The sequence below is a fragment of the Paenibacillus sp. EKM212P genome (assembly GCF_011066115.1).
GTDB classification, from domain to species: domain Bacteria; phylum Bacillota; class Bacilli; order Paenibacillales; family Paenibacillaceae; genus Paenibacillus; species Paenibacillus polymyxa_B.
Genome location: NZ_JAAMNR010000001.1, coordinates 548785 through 572431 on the forward strand (window position 1 = coordinate 548785; position 23647 = coordinate 572431).

At 42.8% G+C, this 23647-nt stretch carries 17 protein-coding genes, 1 tRNA gene and 1 pseudogene; 6 read left to right on the top strand and 13 right to left on the bottom strand.

Features of this window, described 5'->3' with window-relative positions:
- Nucleotides 1–476: 476 nt before the first annotated feature.
- From G9G54_RS02595 to G9G54_RS02615, 4 genes are all read right to left on the bottom strand, one after another.
- Complete coding sequence (locus G9G54_RS02595) at nucleotides 477–1070, bottom strand: hypothetical protein (protein ID WP_165175895.1); 594 nt, start codon at nucleotides 1068–1070, stop codon at nucleotides 477–479.
- 661 nt (nucleotides 1071–1731) lie between these two features.
- The gene (locus tag G9G54_RS25215) at nucleotides 1732–2241 is read right to left on the bottom strand and encodes a hypothetical protein (RefSeq protein WP_238807645.1); all 510 of its coding nucleotides are present in this window, start codon (nucleotides 2239–2241) and stop codon (nucleotides 1732–1734) included.
- Between the two features lie 12 nt (nucleotides 2242–2253).
- Nucleotides 2254–7635 carry a polymorphic toxin-type HINT domain-containing protein gene (locus G9G54_RS02610; RefSeq protein ID WP_238807647.1) on the bottom strand — a complete coding sequence of 1794 codons (5382 nt, stop codon included), beginning with the start codon at nucleotides 7633–7635 and terminating at the stop codon, nucleotides 2254–2256.
- 105 nt (nucleotides 7636–7740) lie between these two features.
- Nucleotides 7741–10983 carry a hypothetical protein gene (locus G9G54_RS02615; RefSeq protein WP_165175897.1) on the bottom strand — a complete coding sequence of 1081 codons (3243 nt, stop codon included), beginning with the start codon at nucleotides 10981–10983 and terminating at the stop codon, nucleotides 7741–7743.
- A 297-nt stretch (nucleotides 10984–11280) separates the two neighbouring features.
- Here G9G54_RS02615 and G9G54_RS02620 point away from each other — a divergent pair, with 297 nt between their 5' ends.
- Entirely contained in the window at nucleotides 11281–11865 is a 585-nt protein-coding gene (locus tag G9G54_RS02620) for a helix-turn-helix domain-containing protein (protein ID WP_013370447.1), read from the top strand.
- Between the two features lie 207 nt (nucleotides 11866–12072).
- Here G9G54_RS02620 and G9G54_RS02625 read toward each other — a convergent pair.
- The 4 genes and pseudogenes from G9G54_RS02625 to G9G54_RS02640 form a co-directional block, all read right to left on the bottom strand.
- Nucleotides 12073–13769: pseudogene (locus G9G54_RS02625) on the bottom strand (ribulokinase).
- A gap of 65 nt (nucleotides 13770–13834) precedes the next feature.
- Nucleotides 13835–14026 carry a hypothetical protein gene (locus G9G54_RS02630; RefSeq protein WP_238807649.1) on the bottom strand — a complete coding sequence of 64 codons (192 nt, stop codon included), beginning with the start codon at nucleotides 14024–14026 and terminating at the stop codon, nucleotides 13835–13837.
- Nucleotides 14027–14401: 375 nt separating this feature from the next.
- Nucleotides 14402–15508, bottom strand: a complete 1107-nt coding sequence (locus G9G54_RS02635; protein WP_028542851.1) for a GntR family transcriptional regulator — start codon at nucleotides 15506–15508, stop codon at nucleotides 14402–14404.
- Between the two features lie 198 nt (nucleotides 15509–15706).
- A complete protein-coding gene (locus G9G54_RS02640; protein ID WP_165175899.1) occupies nucleotides 15707–16858 on the bottom strand; it encodes a sn-glycerol-1-phosphate dehydrogenase in 1152 nt (383 codons plus the stop codon).
- A gap of 169 nt (nucleotides 16859–17027) precedes the next feature.
- On the opposite strand from G9G54_RS02640, the gene G9G54_RS02645 reads away from it, so the two are divergent.
- Entirely contained in the window at nucleotides 17028–17231 is a 204-nt protein-coding gene (locus G9G54_RS02645) for a hypothetical protein (RefSeq protein ID WP_023987976.1), read from the top strand.
- A 130-nt stretch (nucleotides 17232–17361) separates the two neighbouring features.
- On the opposite strand, the gene fabV is transcribed toward G9G54_RS02645, so the two are convergent.
- Nucleotides 17362–18525 (bottom strand): enoyl-ACP reductase FabV, encoded by a 1164-nt coding sequence (gene fabV, locus G9G54_RS02650; protein WP_165175901.1) that lies wholly within the window; start codon nucleotides 18523–18525, stop codon nucleotides 17362–17364.
- Nucleotides 18526–18693: 168 nt separating this feature from the next.
- On the bottom strand, nucleotides 18694–19050 hold the full coding sequence (locus G9G54_RS02655) for a winged helix-turn-helix transcriptional regulator (protein ID WP_069079881.1): 357 nt from the start codon (nucleotides 19048–19050) through the stop codon (nucleotides 18694–18696).
- 197 nt (nucleotides 19051–19247) lie between these two features.
- On the opposite strand from G9G54_RS02655, the gene G9G54_RS02660 reads away from it, so the two are divergent.
- A complete protein-coding gene (locus G9G54_RS02660; RefSeq protein WP_165176719.1) occupies nucleotides 19248–19778 on the top strand; it encodes an NAD(P)H-dependent oxidoreductase in 531 nt (176 codons plus the stop codon).
- Nucleotides 19779–19871: 93 nt separating this feature from the next.
- Here G9G54_RS02660 and G9G54_RS02665 read toward each other — a convergent pair.
- Nucleotides 19872–19956 (bottom strand) — tRNA-Leu (locus G9G54_RS02665).
- A 377-nt stretch (nucleotides 19957–20333) separates the two neighbouring features.
- Here G9G54_RS02665 and G9G54_RS02670 point away from each other — a divergent pair.
- Nucleotides 20334–20774, top strand: coding sequence for an N-acetyltransferase (locus G9G54_RS02670; protein WP_165175904.1), 441 nt, complete (start codon nucleotides 20334–20336; stop codon nucleotides 20772–20774).
- A gap of 96 nt (nucleotides 20775–20870) precedes the next feature.
- Here the strand turns inward: G9G54_RS02670 and G9G54_RS02675 are convergent, their stop codons facing one another.
- Entirely contained in the window at nucleotides 20871–21380 is a 510-nt protein-coding gene (locus tag G9G54_RS02675; protein WP_165175906.1) for a GNAT family N-acetyltransferase, read from the bottom strand.
- 74 nt (nucleotides 21381–21454) lie between these two features.
- Entirely contained in the window at nucleotides 21455–21970 is a 516-nt protein-coding gene (locus tag G9G54_RS02680) for a hypothetical protein (protein ID WP_165175908.1), read from the bottom strand.
- A gap of 288 nt (nucleotides 21971–22258) precedes the next feature.
- Between G9G54_RS02680 and G9G54_RS02685 the strand changes: the two genes are divergently transcribed.
- Entirely contained in the window at nucleotides 22259–22753 is a 495-nt protein-coding gene (locus tag G9G54_RS02685; protein ID WP_165175910.1) for a hypothetical protein, read from the top strand.
- Nucleotides 22754–23079: 326 nt separating this feature from the next.
- Nucleotides 23080–23574 carry a hypothetical protein gene (locus G9G54_RS02690; protein WP_165175912.1) on the top strand — a complete coding sequence of 165 codons (495 nt, stop codon included), beginning with the start codon at nucleotides 23080–23082 and terminating at the stop codon, nucleotides 23572–23574.
- The last annotated feature ends 73 nt before the right edge of the window (nucleotides 23575–23647 follow it).

Below are 23647 nucleotides of genomic sequence, written 5' to 3' on the forward strand. Positions count from 1 at the left end.
ATAAACGCATATGAACCGACTGAACCGGACGTCTTTTCGTTCCCCCTATATATATTAATAGATTACCAGACTATAGTAGGTAAATATAGTAAAACAATTTGAAAACAATCTCGCAATCCATCTTACCAAATAAGTAACAAAGTTGTGAATAAATCGACTGTGTTTAGAAGGATAAAAATGAAATGGATTGTATGCCTTCTCCTATGAAGAAGCTATATCCCCCAAATGTCATAGTTATGTTACTAGATTTATAGAATTATACGGAGACGCAAAAAAAAGCACCTGAAATCACCATAAGGAATTTCAAGTGCTTTATAATTTAGTTTTAAGTTACTCGTATAGTCGTCCTTTGCAGCTTTGATAATGACATAATATACACGCGTTGAAAACTGGTTATTGCTAAACAAGCGAGGATTAGTCTCGTTTGTAGTCTAAGAAAGCCCCTTCTCAAAAAAAGGAATTTTTCATCTTCCTCATTATTTGGCTTCAGGAAAATTATCCTTGATTGGTGGGGTAGAGTCCCAGCTTATCAGTTTAATATGGTATTTATCAAGTAATTCATTTGAATTGGAAAATTGAGTGTTAATAGTCCTTCCATCATTTTCAAAAACTCTTCCATCTTTTTTAATGATAAAGCCTTCTTGTTCAATAAATATAGAGTCAGCAGCAGTTTGCTTATACTCGTCAGTACTATTCAAATCACCCATATAGTACTCTGCAATCCCTGGATGATAGGATATTTCTATTCTGCTATTGACTTCTAGCACCGGTAGTAATCTATCTCCACCGGCTAATCTTTCCTTCCACTTACGATATTTGCCGCGAGCTTCATTTGAACCGATGCCATCATATTCGCATATTAAAGTATCTTGAATAACCTTTCGTTGCCCGTTAATTTCATATTCCAAACGAAATGGAAATTTCCCATATGTGATTTCAGGGTGTGAAGGATTAGGTTCTAATTGATTCCCTATGAATATTAGAAGCCAAGGTAAAGCAATTAACAATATGATTGCAAATATCAACAACAACGGAATGCTTAGATATAACAATGTTTTTTTCACTTTCATTTATCCCCCGCGTCTCCCTATAAGCTAGTACCTTTGTTAATCAGCACGTATTCCATCGTGCCTTTTTTGTTTCTAAAATACCCCTCTTTTTAATCCTTCTGAACATACAGTTGATATAGCAATATTTTACCCCCTTCTTTTCAAGGGCAATTGTTTTCCTGTTCTCTCTCTGGTAAGGTTAGTTAATTCATATTTTTGGTCCTGACGTTAATCGTACAGGATCACTATCAACATTATTACACAGCCATCCCCGTTAGGCATTTCATCCACTAAATAAAAATCACAAAGTAGTAACGACGTCGTCAATATTGTTGATACTATATATTTCATCCCATTAAATGGTACCCGTCTTGCGCTATATACGTTAATGATATTAATACAATTATCGTGTGGAAGGGACTCCAAATATGACCAATGCAGCTGTTTCTAAAATATCATAACTATGTTGAATTAGAATCGAGATCATCCATACGATTTTAAACCAAATGAGCATCCCCATTTCCCACCTCCTTTACTCCAGTCTTATATATGTTCATTTTTGTAAGTTGATTCTGTGATTTTTTTGGAGTTCGTTTTAGGATGACAGTTATGTCAATCGGCACTGGATGGGGATAAAAGAAAGACCTTGAGGATTGTCACCTCAAGGCTTATTGTAATGATTCTAATCTATAATTGATATATTGAATCGCTTTTTGGCTTTTTCAAAAGAATAATTATAAAAAGCACGTTTATTAGTAAATCCTAAATAATACTGATAGTCTTCTTCATCAACAGAAGAATAGTACTCTTGATGAAATAGAACGTTCGAATAATGTTTAAATTCTTCACCTTGCTTAAGAATAATACATCTAAAAAAATTATCAATTTCGATCGCTCTTATAATTTCTTCTATTTCTGTTGCTAAAAACCATATTATTTTTGGTGGTGTATTTAGTTTATCCCAGTGTGGAATCGATTCATTCCATGGTAAAACCCATTCCGAGTTCACAAATACACATCTATCAGAAATGAATTTTTGTGTATCGATATCTAACATATGCATGTTTCTCTCATAAAAGGAAAATAGCAGTATTGAATCTTCCTCTATGAATGTACTTAACAACAGAGCCACATTCTCACTAGGCTCTTGGTGCTTAATCATCCCATAAGTGGGTTTAAAAATAATCTCCAAATTTAATCACCCTTAATCAAAATAATAATGTTGCGATGTAGTTTTTCCAGTCTTAGGGTCAATATATTGAAAATGATTAGGAACATATTTCTCAGGATCATTCACATCTTTTTGGAAGTAATGAACCTCTCCTACTTTTTTACCATTTTTATCGAACACGTTTGTCTTCAAAATATCCGTTCTATATTGTGAACCTTCCTTAAAGCCATTTTCCCTTAACCAGTTTTTTTGTAAACCTACACTAGTCCATTTTTTATATTTACTCACATCAGCAAAATTACATCCACCAATATTATGAACCCATATACCCAAATCGCTTACAAAATACGTGTGGAAATCGGCAACAGTAAAGTTATACACCTTAACTTTTTCATCGTGCTTTACAATATTGATCTTATCAATCGTCAAGTTATTTCCGTTGCTCTGCTGTAGTTTATCCCCCGCCTGCAAGTCCGTCGCTAGTACCCAACCTTTACCTTCAACCCAAAACGGATGATTGTCAGTTGTCTCAATGATTTGATTGCCCACCGACAACTTATAAGTAGTATCCTTCTCGTTGCGATGAAGGGCGGTAACTTCCTTATATGCTTGCTCGCCAGTCTCTTCATTCTTGGAAAGAACCTCATCTCCGACTTCAATGTCTTCGATAGGTTTCTCCCCTTCGTCTGTTTGAACCTTAGTGCCTGCGGTAAAGCAATTACATTCCCCTGATTTTATTTTACCACTATACTTCCCTCTACCAGCAGACTTCCCACCAAAATTGCCAATCATACCCATTGCGGCCATGCCAAGAACTTCGGCATCTGTCCACTTTTGGTATGCACTTAATAACTGATCTTTAGCCCAATCAGACTTGCCAGAACTATTCTTATAGTCACTTGTTCCCGTTAGCAGGTCGTATAAGTAATTGTACTGGTTTGCTCCTCCATAAATGGACACAAAATCGTAGCGTTTTCGTATGAAATCCTTGTATACCTGATAATTCTGATTCTTCTTGCTGGAATTCGATTTAAGTCTGGCTTCATTTAGTAATATTCTAAGCTCTTGATAATCTCTAGTTTCAAAAAAATGTCCACTCGGATCCACATAGAATAGCGGATTATTAGCTACATACGCATACCAGTTCAAGCTCTGCGGATTGCTGATCTCGCCCTGATACGTATCCTCGCCCATAAAACGGGCTGTGCCCGGATCGTACCAGCGAGCCCGCAGGTACTGAAGCCCAGTCGTGTCATCCCAATACTCGCCAGCGTAGCGCAGCACGTTCGGTACGGTCTCTTTGACCTTCTCCGGGCCGCCCCAGATATCGTAGCTGTAGCTATTCAGTTCCTTGCCCGAGCTATCACTTAGGCCCACCACATCGCCGTGACCGTTCAGCTGATAATATTGCAACTGCCCGCTTGCCTTGTCTTGTCTCGCCCACAGTTGACCAGACAAGTCATACACGTAAGCATACGTGATCTTCGCTGCTCCACCTTCGACCTCAGCTTCCGCAATCAGCTTCGCTTCTTCGTCATAGTAATACCGAGTCGTTTTGCCGCCCTCTGTACGCTCGTACAGTAGCCCGTCTCCGTTATAGCTATACCCGACCTCTTTGCCTTCACCGCTCACCTTTGTCAGACGGCTGACAGAATCATACGTATATTCAGCGTTTTTCATGCCGAACACTTTGCCACTGCCTTCGGCGCTTCGGTTTCCATTCGGATCGTAGCCATAGGTCTTATTCTTCTCACCAGCGGCTTCGCTGGCAATCCGATTTGACGGGTCATATCCAAACTGGTCTGTTGTTCCGTTTTGTGTACGTCCGATGATGTTTTTATTCCCATCCCGTTCATAACCAAATTGGTGTAGCGCCGTACCGCCTTGCTCCACCGTAACCCCGGATAAATCCAGTCCGTTATAGCTGAATCGTGTACTCAGTCCTCTGCTCGAAGACTGACCTTTTAGCAAACCATTAGGAGCATAATCAAACGTCATGCTATCTAGTGATCCACCCGCAGCAGCACTCGCTTCTCCCAAACTCTGTACATTTGCCACACCGGTCCCAGCGCTAATGTCCATTTGGGTAACTCGGCCCACACTGTCCAGCTTGGATTGAACATGCATAGACGTGCCAGCAGCATCTGTTAGCACATAGCCTGTACGAGACTGCTTGTTGTATTCATAGCTGATGTGCGTACCATCAGGGTACTTCAGCCCAGTCAACGACCCATCTGATGGATTATAGGCATAGGTGGTCGTTCCCTGACCATCTGTCATGCTTTTTCTTCGTCCTGCGCTGTCATAGGTATAATTGGTTTTAAAATCGGGACCTGCCGCTTCGGTAACTAATCCGTCAGTGTTATATTGAAAGGTAATGGCATCCGATTTTCCTGTCAACATACGGGAGATAGTTCCATCCGTATCGTAAATATTTAACGTAGTTCCTCCGCTTGATTTTTCAAGTAACGTACGTCTGCCCAACTCATCATATGAATACACATTTTTTTGCCCATCTGGAAACTGAACGGTCTTCAAATTTCCGGCTAGATCATACACATAGCTGACCTGCTGTCCGGATGGATCAGTGACCGAGGTCATTTGTCCCAAAGCATCGTAATCATAGAGCGTGCGTTGACCATTACCGTCTGTACGGCTAGTGACCATACCCGCATAATTATAAGCTAACGATTCCAGCGGCTGAAATGATCCATTTTTAGCTTCTTGTGTGGAAGTCACACGACCTAAAGCATCTGATACTTCACGCACACGATAACCGGACACATCCGTCTGAGTGACAGTACGATCCACCGCGTTATACGTCACGGTATCTGTTGTGCCATCCGCATAGGTCGTCTTCACAGGTCGTCCAAAGGCATCATAGGCATAGCGAGTGGTTGCTTGTTCGGCATCCGTGCTTTCTACCAAATCCCCATTCTCATCATAACTATAACCATAGATTGCATCACCCACTTGCTGCTGGAGCATTTGCCCGAACGGATTATACAATCTTTCGGCGCTGATACCATCGGGTCCGGTGACAGTGACATCATTCGTATCATCCTTGTACACCACGACGGTTTGAGTTCCATCTGGATAAGTAACCTTTGTTACACGTCCCAAAGAATCATATACATAGGACTCTGTTTTGCGCTTGGCATCTGTTTGGGACTTGATTTCTCCAGTCGGATAGTAGTCATACGTGTACTCAACACCTTTAGGCAAAAGCTGCCTTGTTGGGAGCTGAGAACCATAGGGAGACTTATAATCAATAGAAACATCCGTATAGTTTCTGTCATCAATAAGAACTTTCTGACCACTTACATTCCCTTTTGCATTGTAAAAAGTATAGGTATGTGATAAAAGCTTCCCTTGCTCTGTACCTTCATAGTTTTTCAGTTCATACAATGCGCCCTCTGCTTTATAAGTTCGAACTGTCGTTCCAGTTTTTCCTTCACTTATTTTAGTAACCGTCTGGGTAGGTTGAACCCAGAAAAAAGGCTCACTAGAGGTTTTATACGTATGAGCAGTCTCCAATCCAGTACTTTGGGATACTTTTAGTGGAAGACCATATTCATTGTAGTCATAGGAGGTGGTTACAGGTTCTGACGAAGAACCTCCTTCCGTATAGGACTCTTCCATTTGCACAGGCAAATTCCAATCCATGGCCTCATTATAGGTGTAGTTTATATGATAGCCGGTAGAATCACCCTCTTGATCATAGCGGTTAAGAACAAGCTTGTCTGGTGTGTTATCTCCTCTAAAGACTTTACCAAAATGGAAGGTTTCTGTTGTAGGCGTCCCTTTGGCAACCACCGTCCACTCAGCATTTTTGCCATAACTGGCTAGATCTTCTCCGGAATACGCGAAATCAATTTTATTTAAAAAACGATCGCCGGCAGTTGTACTGTACATATCAGCGCGTGAAGCCACCTTGAACACGCCTTGTGTACCGTACACGCCTATCTGCTTGTTATAGGCTTCATAACGAATGTCTGTGATCGATGAAGTAGGTCGTACAATTCGTGTAAGCAACGCGGTTTCATTGGGCTGCAGGGCTCCAGTCTTTCTTTCACCATCTACGACCACATTAAAAGGAGCATCCATGAATGTATACGTATAGCTTGTGCTTCGGGAAAGAGAATCCAGTACTTCTGACAGCACCTTGCTGCTTCCCTCACTACTTTGACGATAGGTATACTGATGGTCCGTGCCTTGCTCTTTAACAACAAGCTGTCCAGCATTGTAAGTGAAATCAAGTTCTTTGCCATCATTGTTTCTAATCGAACGAATAAGCTTTGCTCCGCCAGAACTTGCATAATCAAATTCCACTCGATTCTTATACGCATCCTGGATTAAAATCAAATAACCGTCCTGATCGAGATAATAGTCATTTCCATTCAACACTGCTATTTTGTATGCACTGCTTACTCCCTGCACACTTGCGCTTTGATCTGTACTGATCTTCAGATCTTTGTATGCATATCCTTCAAGCTGCAAATCATCTCTCAGTTCATAGGAGCCTGTTCCCGGAATATACAAATACCGTTTACCATCCTGTTTCTGCATATGAGGAAGATCCCATTTCCAGCCTCTCCCTAGACCAGAAGCTGCTTCTTCCTCGCGGATGGCACTTATGTTTGTATACAACCCTTCATTTTGCTGCACACCAACCTGATTATTTGCCAATGAACTGTTATACACACGAGCCAATGCAAAGGGCAATGACCCCGGCAGTACCAAGTCCGTATTTTGAACAACGAGCTGTCCTGAAGCGGTGGACACACTGTTGTCACCATAATCCATTCCATAACGCGATGTATCATCACTCAACCTGCTTTGTGCAAGCGCCGCCTGATCAAAAGGAGCATACACATCTGTTGTAGCAGATACCTGCAACAAACTTTGTTTAAGTAAATCCTTCCCGATCAGTCCGTTTTCTCCTGGAGTCGGAGCATATACGGAATCAATTACACGGGGGATGGATGGTATATCCATCTCAGTCGTGTCTGGAGCCGGTGCTTTACCCTCTTCCTTATCTAGCGGTTGTTGAGTTGCCTTTTCATCCTGGGCGGTCTGAGTGGGCTTTTCACCTTCCTTCAGCTCAGCCGACTCATCAGACGGTTCCGCCTTTGCATTTGTGCTCAATGTCAGCCCATTCTGCTGTACCCACAAGCTTGGACTTTGTTCCGGTAATGAATTTTCTCCACCATCTTTTTGCCAAGCTTTATAAATATCATATAAAGTATAGCCTTTGGATAACTGTGCATTGACCCAAGCCTGATCCTTACCTGTTTGCTGTGCAAGCCATGCTCTGGTAATAATCTGTGGAGTAGAAGACTGAGAAGCTACTGCATCTCCGTTCCCTTCTTCTCCATATGCCCATGTGCTCCATGGACCCAGCAACATTGCCATACATAGTAGACTACAAATATAACGTTTAAACACTCGCTCACCCCTATTTAATAATGCCTGTACATCCAACTATCTGTTATGTTTTTTCGAAGCAAAGACATCCTTTTAATCTGTAAAAGGAAATACCTTCTTCGTCCGTCTAATGACGTTTCCGTTTAAGTCATAATCCAGTTGAATTTGATCACTGGTGAACAAAATAACTTTATTCAGTCGGTTCCCTTTTCCATATTCATATGAAGTATCCTTACCAAGCGCCATATGTGCTGCCTTAATTACGGTTTGTAATGCGCCGCTATTGGTTTCTGTCAACTTCACATAAATCGTTTGGCCTGCCTTCATCTCATACTCTAAGACCGTGTAATCCCAACCATATATTTGTGCTTGCTCTGTTGAAGAGACAAGCTGGTTACTAAAATCAGGGTCCGTAAACAAGCTTACAATGGGTTGCTGCGCAGCAAAGTTGGATTTCTCCTTCACAGCAAAACGGTAAATCCCGTCTTCTTTGGGTGTAAACCGATATTTCCCTTGTTGGCCTGCCGTAAAGTCAGCTTCTTTATCTATGAGCTCAATTAGCTCGTCCAGCTTGCTGTCATCGTTATTTTTTACGGCAAACACACGATAAGGCGCTCCAAAGTTAACAGCAGGAGCAGCTGCAGCTACGGCAAGATGAATATTGGCATTAGCTAGCACTTGCTGTTGATTATCTATCGCCTCTTTATGTTCACGAATCACTTTTCCAGCCTGATCCGTAACGGTATATTGATACGTTCCACCAGCCGCCTTCGCATTCGTCACGATAGGGGCCTCCTGACTTCCGCGATTGATCCATATCTCCTGCTTGCCGCCAGACAAAGACGTTTTTAACAACGCCGGTTCTGTGCTTGGCTCCGCTTTAATTTCATTCTTGAAATGAAAGGTCACGGCTTGCGGCGAAGTGACAGTCACAACAAGCGTATCTCCGGCTCCAAGTGAGATTTCAGGTAGAGAAGCATCCATACCTGCTCTATCCACCTTGGAATTTACACCGCTACCTTCTTCATATATGGCATAGTCGTAGAGGCGGCTTTCGTTTGAAGCATCTGTCGTTAATGAGGAAGCCTGTGAACCAGTATTATGGAATACATAGCTTTCTCCCTGCTTGACAGTGACTTGATTGCCTGTCGGCACCTGAGCATCCTCAACGTCGAATATTCCTAACACAGCTCCATAAGTCACTGGCACATCCGAAACCGTCGTTACAATGGCATATCCACCAGCCTGTACCAACGGCAATTGAGTCGTATCACTGGCCTGACTGTACACCGTACCGTCTGCCTTGTAATTCATGTAATTCCACTTCATACCGCTGACTGAAATGACATCCAGAGCCTTGTCCAAAGTGCTTACATTGATAAATTTCCGGCTTTCACCGCGTTTCAATGTAATTCGATGGAAGGCTGCCTGTGCGTTAAGCATAGCCTCTACCTTACTGCTGTAACTAAAGGTGATTGGCCGATCGGATACATTGGTGACAATGGCTTCACCGCCTGCAACAATCTCTGGGTCCACTGTATTGTTGAAATGATCTGATGTCAGTAAACGAAGCCCTCGATAGCTTGCCGAATCAAAGCGTGCACTTCCACTACTTTTGTCATGCCGCAATGAATTCGATTTGCTATCATGATTGCGGAAAATGTACGAATCCCCTGGCTCCAGCGTCGTTTGCCCGATACCATTATCATCTTCGCTCGCCTTAAAGCTCCGATAGATACCACCAAACGTGATTGGCGTGTCACTGGTTACCGTCACACTGGCCTTTTTACCTGCACCAACCAAAAAGGTTGAGTTTCCGGTATTGCGCCTGGATTGCTCTGTACCATCTGCTTTGTACAGAACCACATCATATTTTCCTTTAACGGTACTGGCTGTGCTATGCAGATTCCTCAAATGATCACTAATATTAGTAAAAGCATAACTTTCGCCTTTAGACAGTGTTACGCGTAAAAAGGCAGGATCATTGCTAGTTTCCCAGGAAAAATCATCTGTATAATCAAAGATAATAGGACTCGGACCGATCACAGTCACAATGGCATATCCCGAAGGCGGGATCATGGGACCAGACTGGCTGTTAAAACCAGAGGAATTTACCGTTCCATCCGGCTTGTAAATAGCATAGTCGAACAAGCTTCCTACCTTTTTGGAGTTATTGTAGATCGGATTCATTAGCGTACCATTATTGTGGAAAATGTAGCTCTTGCCCACCTCAAGCTCCACACGGCTGATTGCATCACCACCCACAGGACGAGCAATAAAATTGCGATATGGAGCCCCATATGTAACCGGATTTGCAGTGACCTGGGTAATTACCGCGTATCTGTCCACAGCAATCTGCGGCTTCGCCGTAGTGCCACTGCCACGTGAAGCCTCTGTTCCGTTTGCCAGATAAACAACATAGTCAAGTTTATCTTTAGATGTACCGTCACTTTCCACCGTATCCAATCGGGTTCCCACATTGATAAATTGGTAGCTTTCCCCCTGATTTAGGGTAACCCGCGCATAAGCCGGCTCGCCGGTGCTTTCTATACTGTATTTGCCGTATGGAAATCCGAAGGTCACCACATTGGCAGTGGAACCTGTAATAATCAGTTCCTCGCCATCACCCAAAGAGGGATGAGCAATGCTATTAAGATCAGATGCGGATAAAGTTCCGTCTGCCTTGTATTTTGCGTAATCAAAACGGCGATTGTCTGCATTTGACCCATCATGCTGAATCGAACGGGCAGTCCATCCTTCATTCACAATCCGATAGCTTTCATTTTTAGAGACCGTAACTCGCTCTAGTGCCGGGTCCTCCGATGTACTGTAGGTGAAGACGTCCGTTACTTTTACGGTTAATGCTGCTGTTCCTGTATTCGTAATAAACGCTGTGCCTCCTCCAGGAACACCAATGGGGCTAATGCCATAGTCCATATGGACAGTGCTGATGTCTCCGTCCTCTTTGTAACTTACACTATCGTACAAAATGCCTTTTGATTGAGAAGCGTTGCTATATATGGACTTACTGATCGTATCTGTATTCTCGAATTCATAGGTTTCCCCAGGTTCGATAACGATTGACGTATACTCCACCGTTGCCGCCAAGCTCATCATGAGTGCATTATAAACGCTGTTTGTCGCAGAAGTGGGCGGATTGAAAGAAACTGTTCCATCAGAAAGCTCCTGTTCCTCCTGTACCAAACCTGCTTGGTCCAGTTGCATTCCGTCCTTTAAATCTTGTTTTTCCGCTCCTGCCACACTAGGCAAGCACAGCAAAGTGTTCGTTGCCAAAAGTGCCGTCAGAAACCATACCATTACCTTTTTACAAATCATCTAACTGTATAACCTCCCTTTCTCTCGTCAAAAAAATTGCATGTTGGGCTGCAAAAACCCACTTTTCTCTCTGTACATCCTTACAATCATAAGAGAAGAACATATTACCTCCATTTCCATAAAAAATGTCACAATTTAATATATCGGCACCTTAAACTTCCATTTTTATAGGCCAAATGGACCTTATTTTCCATAAACCGGTTAAGCCCATGGGATTAAAAGAAAATCAGGAGAGGAGTCACTTGCAAAGCCCCCTTCGGGTATAGTAGTATGTGGTTAAAAAAAATCGGAGGGTATATGCCTAAACAACAAGATAAACATTCCATTCAGGCGTGGTCTCTGATCAATCGCAAATATTTGGGAAAAGGCGTGCGTGTCAAACGTTTTCGTAAACCAACACGCTGTCAAGTGCGCAATCGCGTTTTGCTTGCCGTTTTGATGGCTAATGACATTAAACTGTCCCAACTTGCCGAGGAGCTTTCCATTTCCTCCCGTAGTGTCAGTGCGTGGGTATATGAAGGACGCATTCCCGGCAACACTAATCTGGAAAAGACGTGTAATACACTTGGTTATCCGCACCATATTCTATTTAATGAAGAGGTTGTCCGGCGTTCACCACTCATCTGTCAACCATCGCCGTCCCGTTTTATGAAACGGACTGTGACTCGTTCTCCGGTTAAAAATCGGATTTTGGCGGGTCTATGCATGGTACATGATATTTCGGTGACCGATGTGAGTCATTGGATTGGCGTTCACCCCGGTACATTTCGGAAATGGTTGCATCAGGGTACCGTTCCTTCGCAAACCTTCCAGGATCAGGCGGAACAGTTTTTCCGTATTCCAAAATCCATTTTGTTTGCTGATGCCATGCTGAAAAAGTAAAAATGTCCGTAAAAACGAAACGATTGTAATTTTCATGAAAGTCTTTGAAAGGAACGCATTACCATCTTTCATCCACTGAGACTTTCACATCATGTAATTCACAGAATATAAAATGCAAAAAAAAGCACAGTCTGCCGATTCCTCGGTGTACTGTGCTTTTTAGATAACAGAGTTTTAAATACTTCTTGCTTATATTTTGTCAGCTTCTTAAAAATAAATGCTTGCCGTTTCAGTTGAACATCTGGCTTCTTCCTTGATGGTCTTTAGCTTTTTCATCACCGGGTTGCCTCCACGTCCAAAGTAGTCGTGAAGACGGCTGTATTCCTCGTACAGCTTATCATACACGGCCGCGTTCTTAGGGATCGGCTTGAAGCTCTCGTCCCGTACACGAGCCATATGAAGCGCTGCTTCGACGATATCGTTGTACCCTCCAGCTTCAACTCCCGCAGCCACTGCTGCGAACATGGCCGCACCCAATGCAGGAGTTTGGGTGGAAGCCGCCACCTTAATCTCACGTCCGGTTACATCCGCATAAATTTGCATCAAAAGACGATTTTTCTGCGGCAATCCACCGCACGCATACAATACGTCTACTGGCACGCCGTTATGATGGAACGCATCGATAATTTTACGTGTTCCGAACGCAGTTGCTTCCAGCAATGTACGATACACTTCCTCTGGCTTCGTCAGCAACGTATACCCGACAATCAGCCCCGTCAGGTTGGTGTCGACCAACAGAGAACGGTTACCGTTCCACCAATCCAGGGCCAGCAATCCGGTTTCGCCCGGTTTATATTCAGCCGCTTTACGCTCCAGCCATACATGGACGTTCACACCTTCCGTAGCTGCCTGCTCCTTCACTTCGCCCGGAACAGCATGATCCACAAACCATGCGAAAATGTCTCCTACCGCCGATTGTCCAGCCTCATACCCGTAATAGCCCGGAATAATTCCGTTCTCTACAACGCCACACATACCCTCTACTTCTTTTTCTTCCTCACCGAGGAGCATATGGCAAATGGAAGTTCCCATCGCCATCACCAGCTTGCCTGGTGTGACGACGCCTACTGCCGGAACAGCCGCATGTGCATCCACATTGCCTACCGCTACTGCCGTTCCCGGATTCAGTCCGAGTTTTGCAGCCATATCCTCTGTTAATCCACCCGCACGGGCACCCAAATCATAAATCTCACCGCGCAGCTTTGTATCCGTTAAATTTTCTAAACGCGGATCGAGCGCTTTGAAAAATTCACGATCCGGATAACCCTCGCGATGATGGTAAATAGACTTGTACCCAGCTGTACACTGATTCCGTTTCAGTTCCCCACTAAGCTGGGAAATTACCCAGTCGGTCGCTTCTACAAAGAGGTCTGTTTGATTATAAATGTCCGGTGCCTCGTTCAGAGTTTGCCAAATTTTTGCGATCATCCATTCGGAAGAAATTTTCCCTCCATAGCGGGGCAGAAACACCTCTCCTCGCTGCGAGGCAATGGCATTTAAACGGTCCGCTTCATCCTGTGCTGCATGATGCTTCCACAGTTTCACCCAACTATGCGGGTTATCTTTCAGGTTCTCGTCAAAGCACAACGGTTGTCCCTGCGCGTCAATCGGCAGCATCGTGCATGCTGTAAAATCAATTCCGATCCCGATGATATCGTCTGGAGAAATGCCAGTCTCCTTCATAACGGCAGGTATAGAAATAGTCAGCACTTCAATATAATCAGCCGGATGTTCCAGCGCCCAATCCATTTCCAATTTGCGTCCGCTACCAGGCAGCACTTCATCCATAACTCCATGACGGTAAGGTGTTACATGTGTAGCAATTCAGCTCCGTCAGACAGGTCAACAATAACCGCACGGCCGGACTCCGTTCCATAATCGACACCAATTGTATACTTGCTCATTTGTGTGCCTCCTCCTTTATCGTTGACCATCATAAGCGTTCGCCCCATGCTTGCGCAGAAAATGCTTACCCAGCAGTGCCAGATCCATTGAGGTGAATTCTGGATTCCGAACGAAAGAACAGTACAATGCCAGATGTGTATGCGTATCTGACGAAGAGCGAACGCAAATAAACGCCTTGTAGATTCAGCACAATCAGTTGCTCCGCTTTCAGTTTTTCATAGTCCACGCCCTTGGAAGAGCCAAATTGGCCTCCCATACTTCCTTTTTCAATTGTTCTAATATGTATAAGACACACCTTTTACTATCATTTCTGAAATCTGCAATGGAGGAGGTGACTGAAACTAACTTCAAATGGAAAATTACAGGAAGGTCTTAACGACCCTTTATCCTTGGTTCCGCTTTCATTATATGATTGTACGTACAACTTAGCTAGTCTTTTTTTATGTATTTTCTCGATAGATTTATGTACTCATTTTCAGAAAAAATATAACAAAAACAGCCTATTTCTGCAATCCAGAAAACAGACTGTTCGGTATGACGAGGAACATGCCATCAAATATTAAGCGTTAAAGCTGTATACTTACTAACTTGTCCTTACATGTTAAGAAATAAAACCGACTGATCTTCCAGCCTAGTGTTCTCCAGGCATGACCTGGACAGGCCCAGTAGATTCACGAACGATGAGCTCAGGAGGTAGAATTAACTGACGATCTTCTTCATGGTACCCCTTCTCTTCAATCATCGACAGCATGGTATCGGCAGCACGTAACCCCAATTCTTCCTTTGGATGCCGAATTGTCGTTAGCTTGATTTCCGTTGCTGTCGCCAAAAATGAATCATCAAATCCAACCAGCGATAGATCATTGGGAATGTTCAGGCCCGCCGAACGTACAATATCCAGGAGTCGAACAGCCAACTCATCATTATAGGTCACCCAGCCAGTAGGACGCTCACCCGCCTCCATCGCCAGCAGCCTAGACGCACGTTGTAGCGGAATCTCATTTTTTTCTTCTGTCCGGTAAGTCGTTACTGCGTTCGGGTGTAATGTCACTCCATATTTGCGGTGAGCGGCCACAAATCCCTTCATACGAAGAATCCCCTGCATATCATCGGTTTTGAAAAACCCAGCCAAGCGTCGATGTCCCAGCTTAATCAGATGCTCGGCCGCCAAAAAACCACCCTTTTCATCATCTACCCGCAGACATGGCGCATCCATTTCCTCATAACGCGCATTGATCATCAAATAAGGGATTTGGCGATTTTCCACGGTTAAATAATAGTTCAGATTGGGGTTACGCTCTCCACTTTTGGTCGGTTCGATAATAATTCCGCTCAGCGGTTGACTCAATAGCATTTCCAGGCACTGACTTTCTTGCTCAGGGTCATTACCTGTGCTTGACAGCAGCATCTTATAGCCCTGACGACTCAATTTAGATTCAATTCCCTGTACAATGGATGGGAAAATATAATCCGATATATAGGTTGTAACGACTCCAATCGTCTTTGGATCTTCGGGCTGCTTGCTGTCCCGTGTCGCGACAAAGGTTCCCTTGCCCTGCATCCGAAACAGCCAGCCTTCCTGCACCAGCTCACCCAGCGCCTGACGCACCGTTTGCCGACTAACGGCAAATTGTTCAGACATTTCATGCTCAGATGGAAGCTGGCTTTGTGGTTCCAGTTTAGATGAATGAATCCATGACAAAATTTCCTGTTTAACTTGTATATATTTGGGCGCCATAATTTCCTCCGTACTTGCAATATCGTGTACCTGTTCATATTCCACGATTATAGCATACCGTTCATTTGTACATACAAATGTTACAGGAACAGGATATCGTCGTATTGCTGCCGGAGGTGTAAACCCATTCGCTTATCCCTTCCTTGCCACACATTAACTGGCCGAATATCTAAGGACAATTTGTGTAGATGTTACACATTACGAACGAAGCAATTGATGTTCATTCATATACTTGAGTCCAGTATAGCGATCACGCAAGGTATGAGCCGTGCGCAATGCACGAGCGAGCTGTTCCTCCGTAACCCCGAGCTCGGCAATGGTAGATGGGCCTCCGACCTGAGCCAGCCATGCGCGCATCTGCTCCGACGTAGGCAATTCCCGATACACCTTAAATGCCTCTTCATCCTGACTGGCTGCTAAATCCCTGTACAGGTCAGACAGCAATGCGGATGCTACGCCCACTTTGGCACCATGCAAAACTTGCTTGCGTCCCTCTGCGATAAAATCCATTTCAATTCGGTGGGAAATATGGTGCTCTCCCCCTGACGCTGGACGAGAATGATCTATCATCAGCATCGAAATACCGGATGCAATCAGCGCATTCATCAATACCTCGACCCCAGCCTTGCTACCTGCCGCAATCTCATCGACATGTTCTACACAGTCACGCAGAGCCTCCTCAGTAATGCGATTAGCCACAGGTGAAAATGGCTCGTTTCCCAAATCTCTGGAAACATGCCAGTCCGCTAGTGAGGTGAACTTACCAAGCATATCGCCAAAACCGGCCGCAGTCATCGTCTGTGGCGCATTTGCCAGCACGGACAAATCAGCAAAGATCGCCTCTGGCGGAACTGCTTGGAATGTCTGCTTGCTGCCATCCACAATTAGTGGTGCGCCTGCGGAGGTAAAACCATCCACCGAAGCAGCCGTCGGTACTGACAAGAACGGACGATTCATTTTATAACATACGAAGCGAACCAGATCATGAATCGTGCCGGAGCCTACAGCAAGTACAGCCTGACTCTTATCCGCCACACCCAGCAGCACCTTCATAATGTAGGTTTCATCAGCAATGACATCCCCTACAGCATTCGGAGGTAAGCGGACGACATCAACTGTCAAACCTGCCTCACGAATCAGCTCAGCCACTTTTGTTCCAGCCGCCGCCGAAGTATGCTCATCTTCTATCAGAGTTACATGACGATAATCCTGTTGGTTCAGATAAGGAACAACAGACTCCAGTGCTCCATCCCGTACCTCAATAAACAATTCAACCTTTCGATGAGGATGATCAGCGTTACTAGCCTGCGCCTCTTCGTTCCACAGCTTGATCTGCTCATTCATATTCATTTCATCTACCTCCTGAAAAAGGAATAATTTGCACAAGAATGATCCATAATGATTAATAGATTCCGTTTGAAAACGATTACTATTTAATTGTACGCACAAGTGTATGTCCAAGTCCAGCGAAAAAAGTACAAGTTGCTTTTTAATTTATACATTCGAAAGGAACATGTTTATGAAATTTGGAACGGATATTGCCTGCGCACTTGGTTTACTGGCAGGTACAACGTTTGGCAGTGGTATTGCATTTTTGTTCGGCTGGCAAGCCTATCGAGCTCTGACTTCTGTTGCAGTCTTTGGCGTTGCGGGGATTGTCATTACCATTGCCGTTTTTCGCTTACTGCACCGTAAGTCACTTTCCACATCTAATTCTCGATAAATGCCGTTAGTGAAAACGAGTGCAACTTGTTTTTTGCCAATATACATAAAAAACGGGTCTCTTAAGCAATTGCATCGCTTGAGAGTACCCGTTTTTGTTTTACAAATATCACTTATGAAAGTGTATCAACCTATGGATTAACGTCTAATTCATAATCAATTTCATCAAACCCGAATCCAAATAATTGGAGGAAATCCAGACGGTATTGTTCGAGATCACCCAATTCAGATACATTTTCTGTAGTGATTTCGGACCAAGCCGCTTTGACAGCCTGCTGCACATCGTCTCTCATTTCCCAGTTATCCAGACGGATGCGTCCTTCTTCATCCGTTTCCACAGTGGACCCACTGTATAGCGTCTCGAACAGACGTTGTGCCTGCTCAATACATCCCTCGTGCAGTCCCTTTTCCTTCATGACCTTAAACAGCAAAGAAATATACAAAGGTACGACTGGAATAGCCGAACTGGATTGTGTAACCAAAGCTTTATTCACAGAAACGTAAGCTTTTCCATGATAACGCTCCAATTGCCTTGTTAAAGTATGTGCTGTAGCTTCCAAATCATTTTTAGCTTGGCCAATGGTTCCTTTACGATAGATAGCCTCCGTAATTTCGGGACCAATATACGAGTAAGCCAGTGTGGTTACCCCTTCAGCCAGCAGATCAGCTTCTTCCAACGCTTTCAGCCACAAGGACCAATCTTCGCCACCCATTACCGTAATGGTGTTCTCAGTTTCCTCCTGCGTAGCCGGTTCTAGCGTAATTTCTGATACGACACCTGTATTCGTATTCACTGTTTTATTAGAAAAAGACTGTCCGATAGGCTTGAGAACGGAATTAAAGGTCTCACCCGTTTCGGGATGTGTCCGTCGCGGTGAAGCGACACTATATACAATCAGGTCTACCTTGCCCAGCTTTTCCTTTACCAGCTTCAACGTCTCCTGCTTAATTTCATGAGAAAAAGCATCTCCATTAATGCTTTCTGCTATGTAGCCAGCTGCTCTGGCCGCTCTTTCAAAGGCTACCGTATTATACCAGCCTGCTGAAGCCGTGCGCCCCTCTGATGCAGGACGTTCATAGGATACCCCTATGGTGTCCGCTCCCAGACCGAAGCTCGCAGCAATACGAGAAGCCAGCCCGTATCCAGTAGATGCTCCGATCACAAGCACCTTTTTAGCTCCTTGTATTGATGTGCTTTCTTTGATGTAGTTGATCTGACGGTTAACATGAGCCGCGCATCCTGCAGGATGTGCAGTCGTACATATAAAACCACGGATTTTCGGTTTAATAATCATTGCAAGGGTCCCCCTACTTTAGCATTCATTTAATATGGATGTAATGGTTGTCCAGTCATAACTATATAGCAAATCAGCTTGCGGCTCAACACATAACATAACACTTGAAGACAGCCGAAGAAAACTACCGTAAACATCATAGTCTGCAACGCTTTTTTACTCCACTATTCATTTTGAATCATTTTCTAACAACATCACATCTTCTCCTTGCTGTTGTCTTATTTGGATATTAGCCCTTCCCCAAGAACACATTAAGTCAATAATTTCATTTGCTGTAATTCCATATTCCGTTATATAATACTCCACTTTTGGAGGCATTTGATTATACACATGTCTACCTATGATACCATCCTTTTCAAGTTCGCGAAGTTGCTGTATAAGAACCTTTTGAGAAATGCCTGAAATACTACGCTGTAATTCACTTGTCCTTTTTCTACCAGACATTAATAAACATATGATTAATGATTTCCATTTACCTCCGATGATCTCAAGTGTTGCTTCTATGCCTAAATTATATTGTTTCATAGTACCACCTCTTCAACGCTAAAAATAACAAAGTTTATCTAATTAATTCTATAATCGCATATCTTCACTTTAAGTCCAATGCATACTTACAAGTAACTATCTTACTTTATTGTGTGTATTTACTTTTTTTGAAGCATACAGAATAATAATAGAGCATCTACAAAGGCAAATATGTTACGTAAGAAAGGTGATTTATGATGAAAACTCTTGTGATTTTAGCTCATCCCAATATCGAAGATTCCAGAGTAAATAACAGATGGAAACGAGAATTACTTCAATATACCAATGAAATTACAATTCATGAGATTTATAAAGAGTATCCAAACTGGAGCATTGATGTTTTAAAAGAACAACAGCTACTTGAAGCATACGATAATGTCATATTTCAATTCCCTTTGTATTGGTATAGTTACCCTCCTTTATTAAAAAAGTGGTTCGATGATGTTTTTACCCATGGATGGGCTTATGGTTCAAAAGGTGATAAGTTAAAAGGAAAGAAGCTAGGGATAGCCATGTCCATTGGCGATAAAAAAGAAAATTACTTACCTACTGGTTCCGTTTCTTTTACTGTAGATGAAGTTATAGCACCTTTTAAGGCAAGCGCAGTGCATGTTGGCGCCATAACATTACCCTATTTCGCTGTCTTCGGAGCCTCGTTTCAAGCAAGCGACGAAGACATTGATCAGAGTGCAAAAGACTATATTAAATATATATTTCAGTATAAATAAAATAGTTATAATGGTACGCGCATCTTAACCATATAAAAACAGGCTCTTGGTGGCATCCAGCCAATCCAAGAACCTGTAAATGTTAGGATATGATGCGGTCGAGAGGACTCGAACCTCCACGGGGGGTTAGCCCACACGGACCTGAACCGTGCGCGTCTGCCAATTCCGCCACGACCGCATATTATGTATTCACACCGATGTTTTTCAATCACGGTAATTTAGATTATATCTTCCATAGAACATAAAATCAAGCTATTTTTATATTATATTTTCTATGAATCATTTCCGTAAATATAAGAAAATCACTGGATATCACAAACCAGATATGGTAAAATGGGTCCATCAGGAAAGGAGGTGCGTCAACATCAATAATCACATGTTGAGCGTATCCCTTACCCGGTCCGTTATTCTCTAATTTACAGAGTTGACGGAGGCGCGGGATACGGATCAAAGCTTTAAATAAGCGCCACGGGTAGAAAGACCGTCCTCGGACGGTCTTTTTTATTTCAGCATCATCTATAAGATTACATACTGCACTGTGAAAGAGGAGATACGATGTCGATTAGACCCGCAAATGTGGAAGAGCTCAACGAGTTGGCAGCCATCTGGCTAGATGCTTCCATAGAAGCCCATCATTTTATTGCTCCGCAGTATTGGGCATCACAAGTTACCGAGATGGAAAACAGGTACCTTCCTCTCGCTCAAAACTACGTTATCATACAAGATGATCATAGCATTGGCGGCTTCGTCTCCATGTTGGATGGATACTTGGCGGCTCTGTTTATACGTGTTGATTCTCAAAGAAAAGGCTATGGCAAGTTACTACTAGATTGGATCAAGAAGCAACATGATGAGATTCAATTAAAGGTATACCAGTCGAACACGAAAGCATTTAACTTCTATACTAAAAATGGATTTACCATTCAAGCGGAATCTGTTGATGCCGAAACTGACGAGAAAGAATTTGTAATGGTATGGACAAAACATGAACGATAATGAAGCACCTCTAGCTTTTTAGAACAAAGGCTCCGCTCCCGTACCCATACGGTATAAGCAGAGCCTTTTACTTTTATCTACTAGCTGTCTAGTCTCTTATTTAAGCCCATAAACCTCGGTATATAAAATCTCTTTAAACGGAGCAAACGCCGATTCAGCCAACGCACCTGGATAGCTCATAATCTGAAGCCGCAGATCCGCCTGTCCTTCTCTTAAAGGGGGCTGTACATATTCAAAATGGTTCAAATGGAACCCCAATCGTTCGTAAAAGCCAATTCTTCTCCGTGACCATTCATCCACTGGCGGCTCAACCTCCAGCACTACCGGATGATCAGACTGTGAGATAAATCTACTCATAAGCTTTTTGCCTAATCCGCCACCTCGTATACGGGAATCTACCGCAATGTGCTCTACAAACCGAAAATACGCGAATTCCCAGCCCGCCAAAAAAGCGACTATATTCCCCTGCTCATTTTTTTCAGTGATAATACGATAGCTAGGACGCTTCAATAAAGCCTTTTGAGCCTCAAACGTCCTGCATTCTGATGCTGGAAAAGAAGACTCCATAATCGCATATATTTCAGAAAAATCGGGTTCATTTATCATATATCCCTAGCTCCTTTACCTCTAAATCCCCCAAACGACAACAGCCTGTCTTTCATTAAGAGGAAGAGGGATGTTTAGACCTTGTTTAATTCCATAAGCGTCAGCAATATATGCTCCAACAACTCTGGAATATCCTCCATCTGATCTTCGTTAATTTGCCTGGAAAATCGGAGTTCAATCCTGTTTTGGTATGTAGAAGTCTTCTCCCCGTAAATCTGACTTAATGTCTGTACTGGTCGAAGTTCGGGCTTCCAAATGTCGGTCAGTATATTTTCAATCCGGCTGCATTGTGTCTCAATCTCTCGAATCTCCATATTAAAATACAGCAATAAGCTACATCCCGGAGTTTGATCTTCCATTTCCAAAATTTCTGCAGCCAGGTTGTTTAAATCCATCTTTAGTTGAAGCTCTGCCGTCACACCCGGGTGTTCTCTCAGTCTGAATTGGACAGCAAATTCACGTGACATCACAGACATTTCCAATCTGTCAATCCGCTGTGTAATGTCAATACGTGAATCCAGATTATCCAGATCGTAAACTGCATTTTCTATAGCCACTTTTAAATTATCGAAAACGGTCGGGTCGAACATTTTTCCACCTCCAATTATTGAGTATAACATAGCTTCTGTTATCCCTAAAATAGAATGCCCCTTTTCATGAAAGCATATTAAGATGGAACTTTATAGTATACAGCAAGTTGGTCAATTTATATGTCGAAGTTCGGTGAATAAATTTGTAAAAACACATAATTGTGACAAAAAAATATATACTTTCGTTTATTATTCCAATTTATTGGAATGTACTATATAATACTGGATGAGATTAGTAATATATATCATATAAATCCCACAAAACAAAAGAAGGGAAGAGATTATTAAATGAAAAAGGCAGTTTTTTCTACACTAGGTCTTGCACTCCTATTAAGCACATCCTCCGCTGTTGCATCTGCTCAAGAAGCTCAAGAAGGAGCACCCGCTTTACAAAAGGAATCTATCCAGCTCTTTGGAAATGGGACTGACAGAGAGCCTAATAACTGGTTCGATGAAGCTAGTGAAATACTGGCAGGAGACGACATCTATGGGGAAATAGGCAAACACATTGATGGAGGTTATGACAATAGCGATTATTATAAGTTTAAAGCCTTTCAGTCTGGTTGGTATCAATTTAATATTCAAGGGGACATATACCCTAATACATGGCTGAGACTTGGTTTGGCTGACAGTAACGGACACTTCATTAGATATGCAAATGATCGTGAATACTCTTTAGGTAAAAATCTTGAAGCTGGCAAATGGTACTACCTGGTCGTAGAAACACCCGGTGCTGAGTTAGGACAATTATTCGACTATAAAATTACTTCTACGATCAAGTAGATCAAAGGATAAATTGAAGTTAACAAAAAACACGATCCTTTTTCAGGACCACATTTTTACAACTTTTAACAACTCTTGTCTTACCACAAACGCAGCTATCCTCGTAGGAGAACTACGAATGAACGCTAACACCTTCTCCGTGCTTATGGCTCGTATAAGCTTCTGCATCATGGAAAATCACCATCTTATAACAAGAATTCTATTATACTCACGTATTGTTATTTCTTTTGTGTATATGATTATTTAGTGAATGATATAGAATAACAACCTGAAATTAATATGTATACTTAAATGAATATAAACCAAAAAAGTGAGGGCTCTTATTCATGAAGAAAACATTATTAGCTTCATTAGGTCTTACACTTATGTTGAGTACTACTGCCAGTGTCGCTTTAGCTGCAGAGGCAGATTCTGTACCAGTTGCAAAGGAATCCAACCAACTCTTCGGTAATGGAACTGACAGGGAGCCTAACAATTGGTATGATAAGGCCAGCGAAGTTTGGCTAGGTAGTGATATATACGGAACCATAGGGGAACTCATTGAAGGAAGAGACTACGATACTTACGATATTTATAAATTTAAGGCTTTTCAGACCAAGTGGGTTGATTTTAAAATTGAAGGGGATAAGTATCCTAATGCATGGTTAAAATTGACTCTAACAGATAGCGATGGTCATATGATTAAAACAACAGAAGAAGGACAGAATACTTTAGGTAAAAAACTTGAGGCTGGCAAAGAGTACTACTTAGAAGTGGGAGTGCCAGGCTACGAAATCGGTCAATTGTTCTGGTACAAGATTTCCGCCAAAATTGAGGAATAAAGATACTAATTCAGTTTCCTATACAATAAAGCCTCACTCCTAATTTTAGGGGCGAGGCTTTTTGGTTTGCTGT

What these genes read in the sequence shown, in the direction of transcription:
- G9G54_RS02595 (WP_165175895.1), bottom strand. Translation starts at nt 1,070, where the DNA reads ATGAAAGTGAAAAAAACATTGTTATATCTAAGCATTCCGTTGTTGTTG.
- G9G54_RS02610 (WP_238807647.1), bottom strand. Translation starts at nt 7,635, where the DNA reads ATGGCAATGTTGCTGGGTCCATGGAGCACATGGGCATATGGAGAAGAA.
- G9G54_RS02615 (WP_165175897.1), bottom strand. Translation starts at nt 10,983, where the DNA reads ATGATTTGTAAAAAGGTAATGGTATGGTTTCTGACGGCACTTTTGGCA.
- G9G54_RS02620 (WP_013370447.1), top strand. Translation starts at nt 11,281, where the DNA reads ATGCCTAAACAACAAGATAAACATTCCATTCAGGCGTGGTCTCTGATC.
- G9G54_RS02630 (WP_238807649.1), bottom strand. Translation starts at nt 14,026, where the DNA reads ATGGGAGGCCAATTTGGCTCTTCCAAGGGCGTGGACTATGAAAAACTG.
- G9G54_RS02635 (WP_028542851.1), bottom strand. Translation starts at nt 15,508, where the DNA reads ATGGCGCCCAAATATATACAAGTTAAACAGGAAATTTTGTCATGGATT.
- G9G54_RS02640 (WP_165175899.1), bottom strand. Translation starts at nt 16,858, where the DNA reads ATGAATATGAATGAGCAGATCAAGCTGTGGAACGAAGAGGCGCAGGCT.
- G9G54_RS02645 (WP_023987976.1), top strand. Translation starts at nt 17,028, where the DNA reads ATGAAATTTGGAACGGATATTGCCTGCGCACTTGGTTTACTGGCAGGT.
- fabV (WP_165175901.1), bottom strand. Translation starts at nt 18,525, where the DNA reads ATGATTATTAAACCGAAAATCCGTGGTTTTATATGTACGACTGCACAT.
- G9G54_RS02655 (WP_069079881.1), bottom strand. Translation starts at nt 19,050, where the DNA reads ATGAAACAATATAATTTAGGCATAGAAGCAACACTTGAGATCATCGGA.
- G9G54_RS02660 (WP_165176719.1), top strand. Translation starts at nt 19,248, where the DNA reads ATGAAAACTCTTGTGATTTTAGCTCATCCCAATATCGAAGATTCCAGA.
- G9G54_RS02670 (WP_165175904.1), top strand. Translation starts at nt 20,334, where the DNA reads ATGTCGATTAGACCCGCAAATGTGGAAGAGCTCAACGAGTTGGCAGCC.
- G9G54_RS02675 (WP_165175906.1), bottom strand. Translation starts at nt 21,380, where the DNA reads ATGATAAATGAACCCGATTTTTCTGAAATATATGCGATTATGGAGTCT.
- G9G54_RS02680 (WP_165175908.1), bottom strand. Translation starts at nt 21,970, where the DNA reads ATGTTCGACCCGACCGTTTTCGATAATTTAAAAGTGGCTATAGAAAAT.
- G9G54_RS02685 (WP_165175910.1), top strand. Translation starts at nt 22,259, where the DNA reads ATGAAAAAGGCAGTTTTTTCTACACTAGGTCTTGCACTCCTATTAAGC.
- G9G54_RS02690 (WP_165175912.1), top strand. Translation starts at nt 23,080, where the DNA reads ATGAAGAAAACATTATTAGCTTCATTAGGTCTTACACTTATGTTGAGT.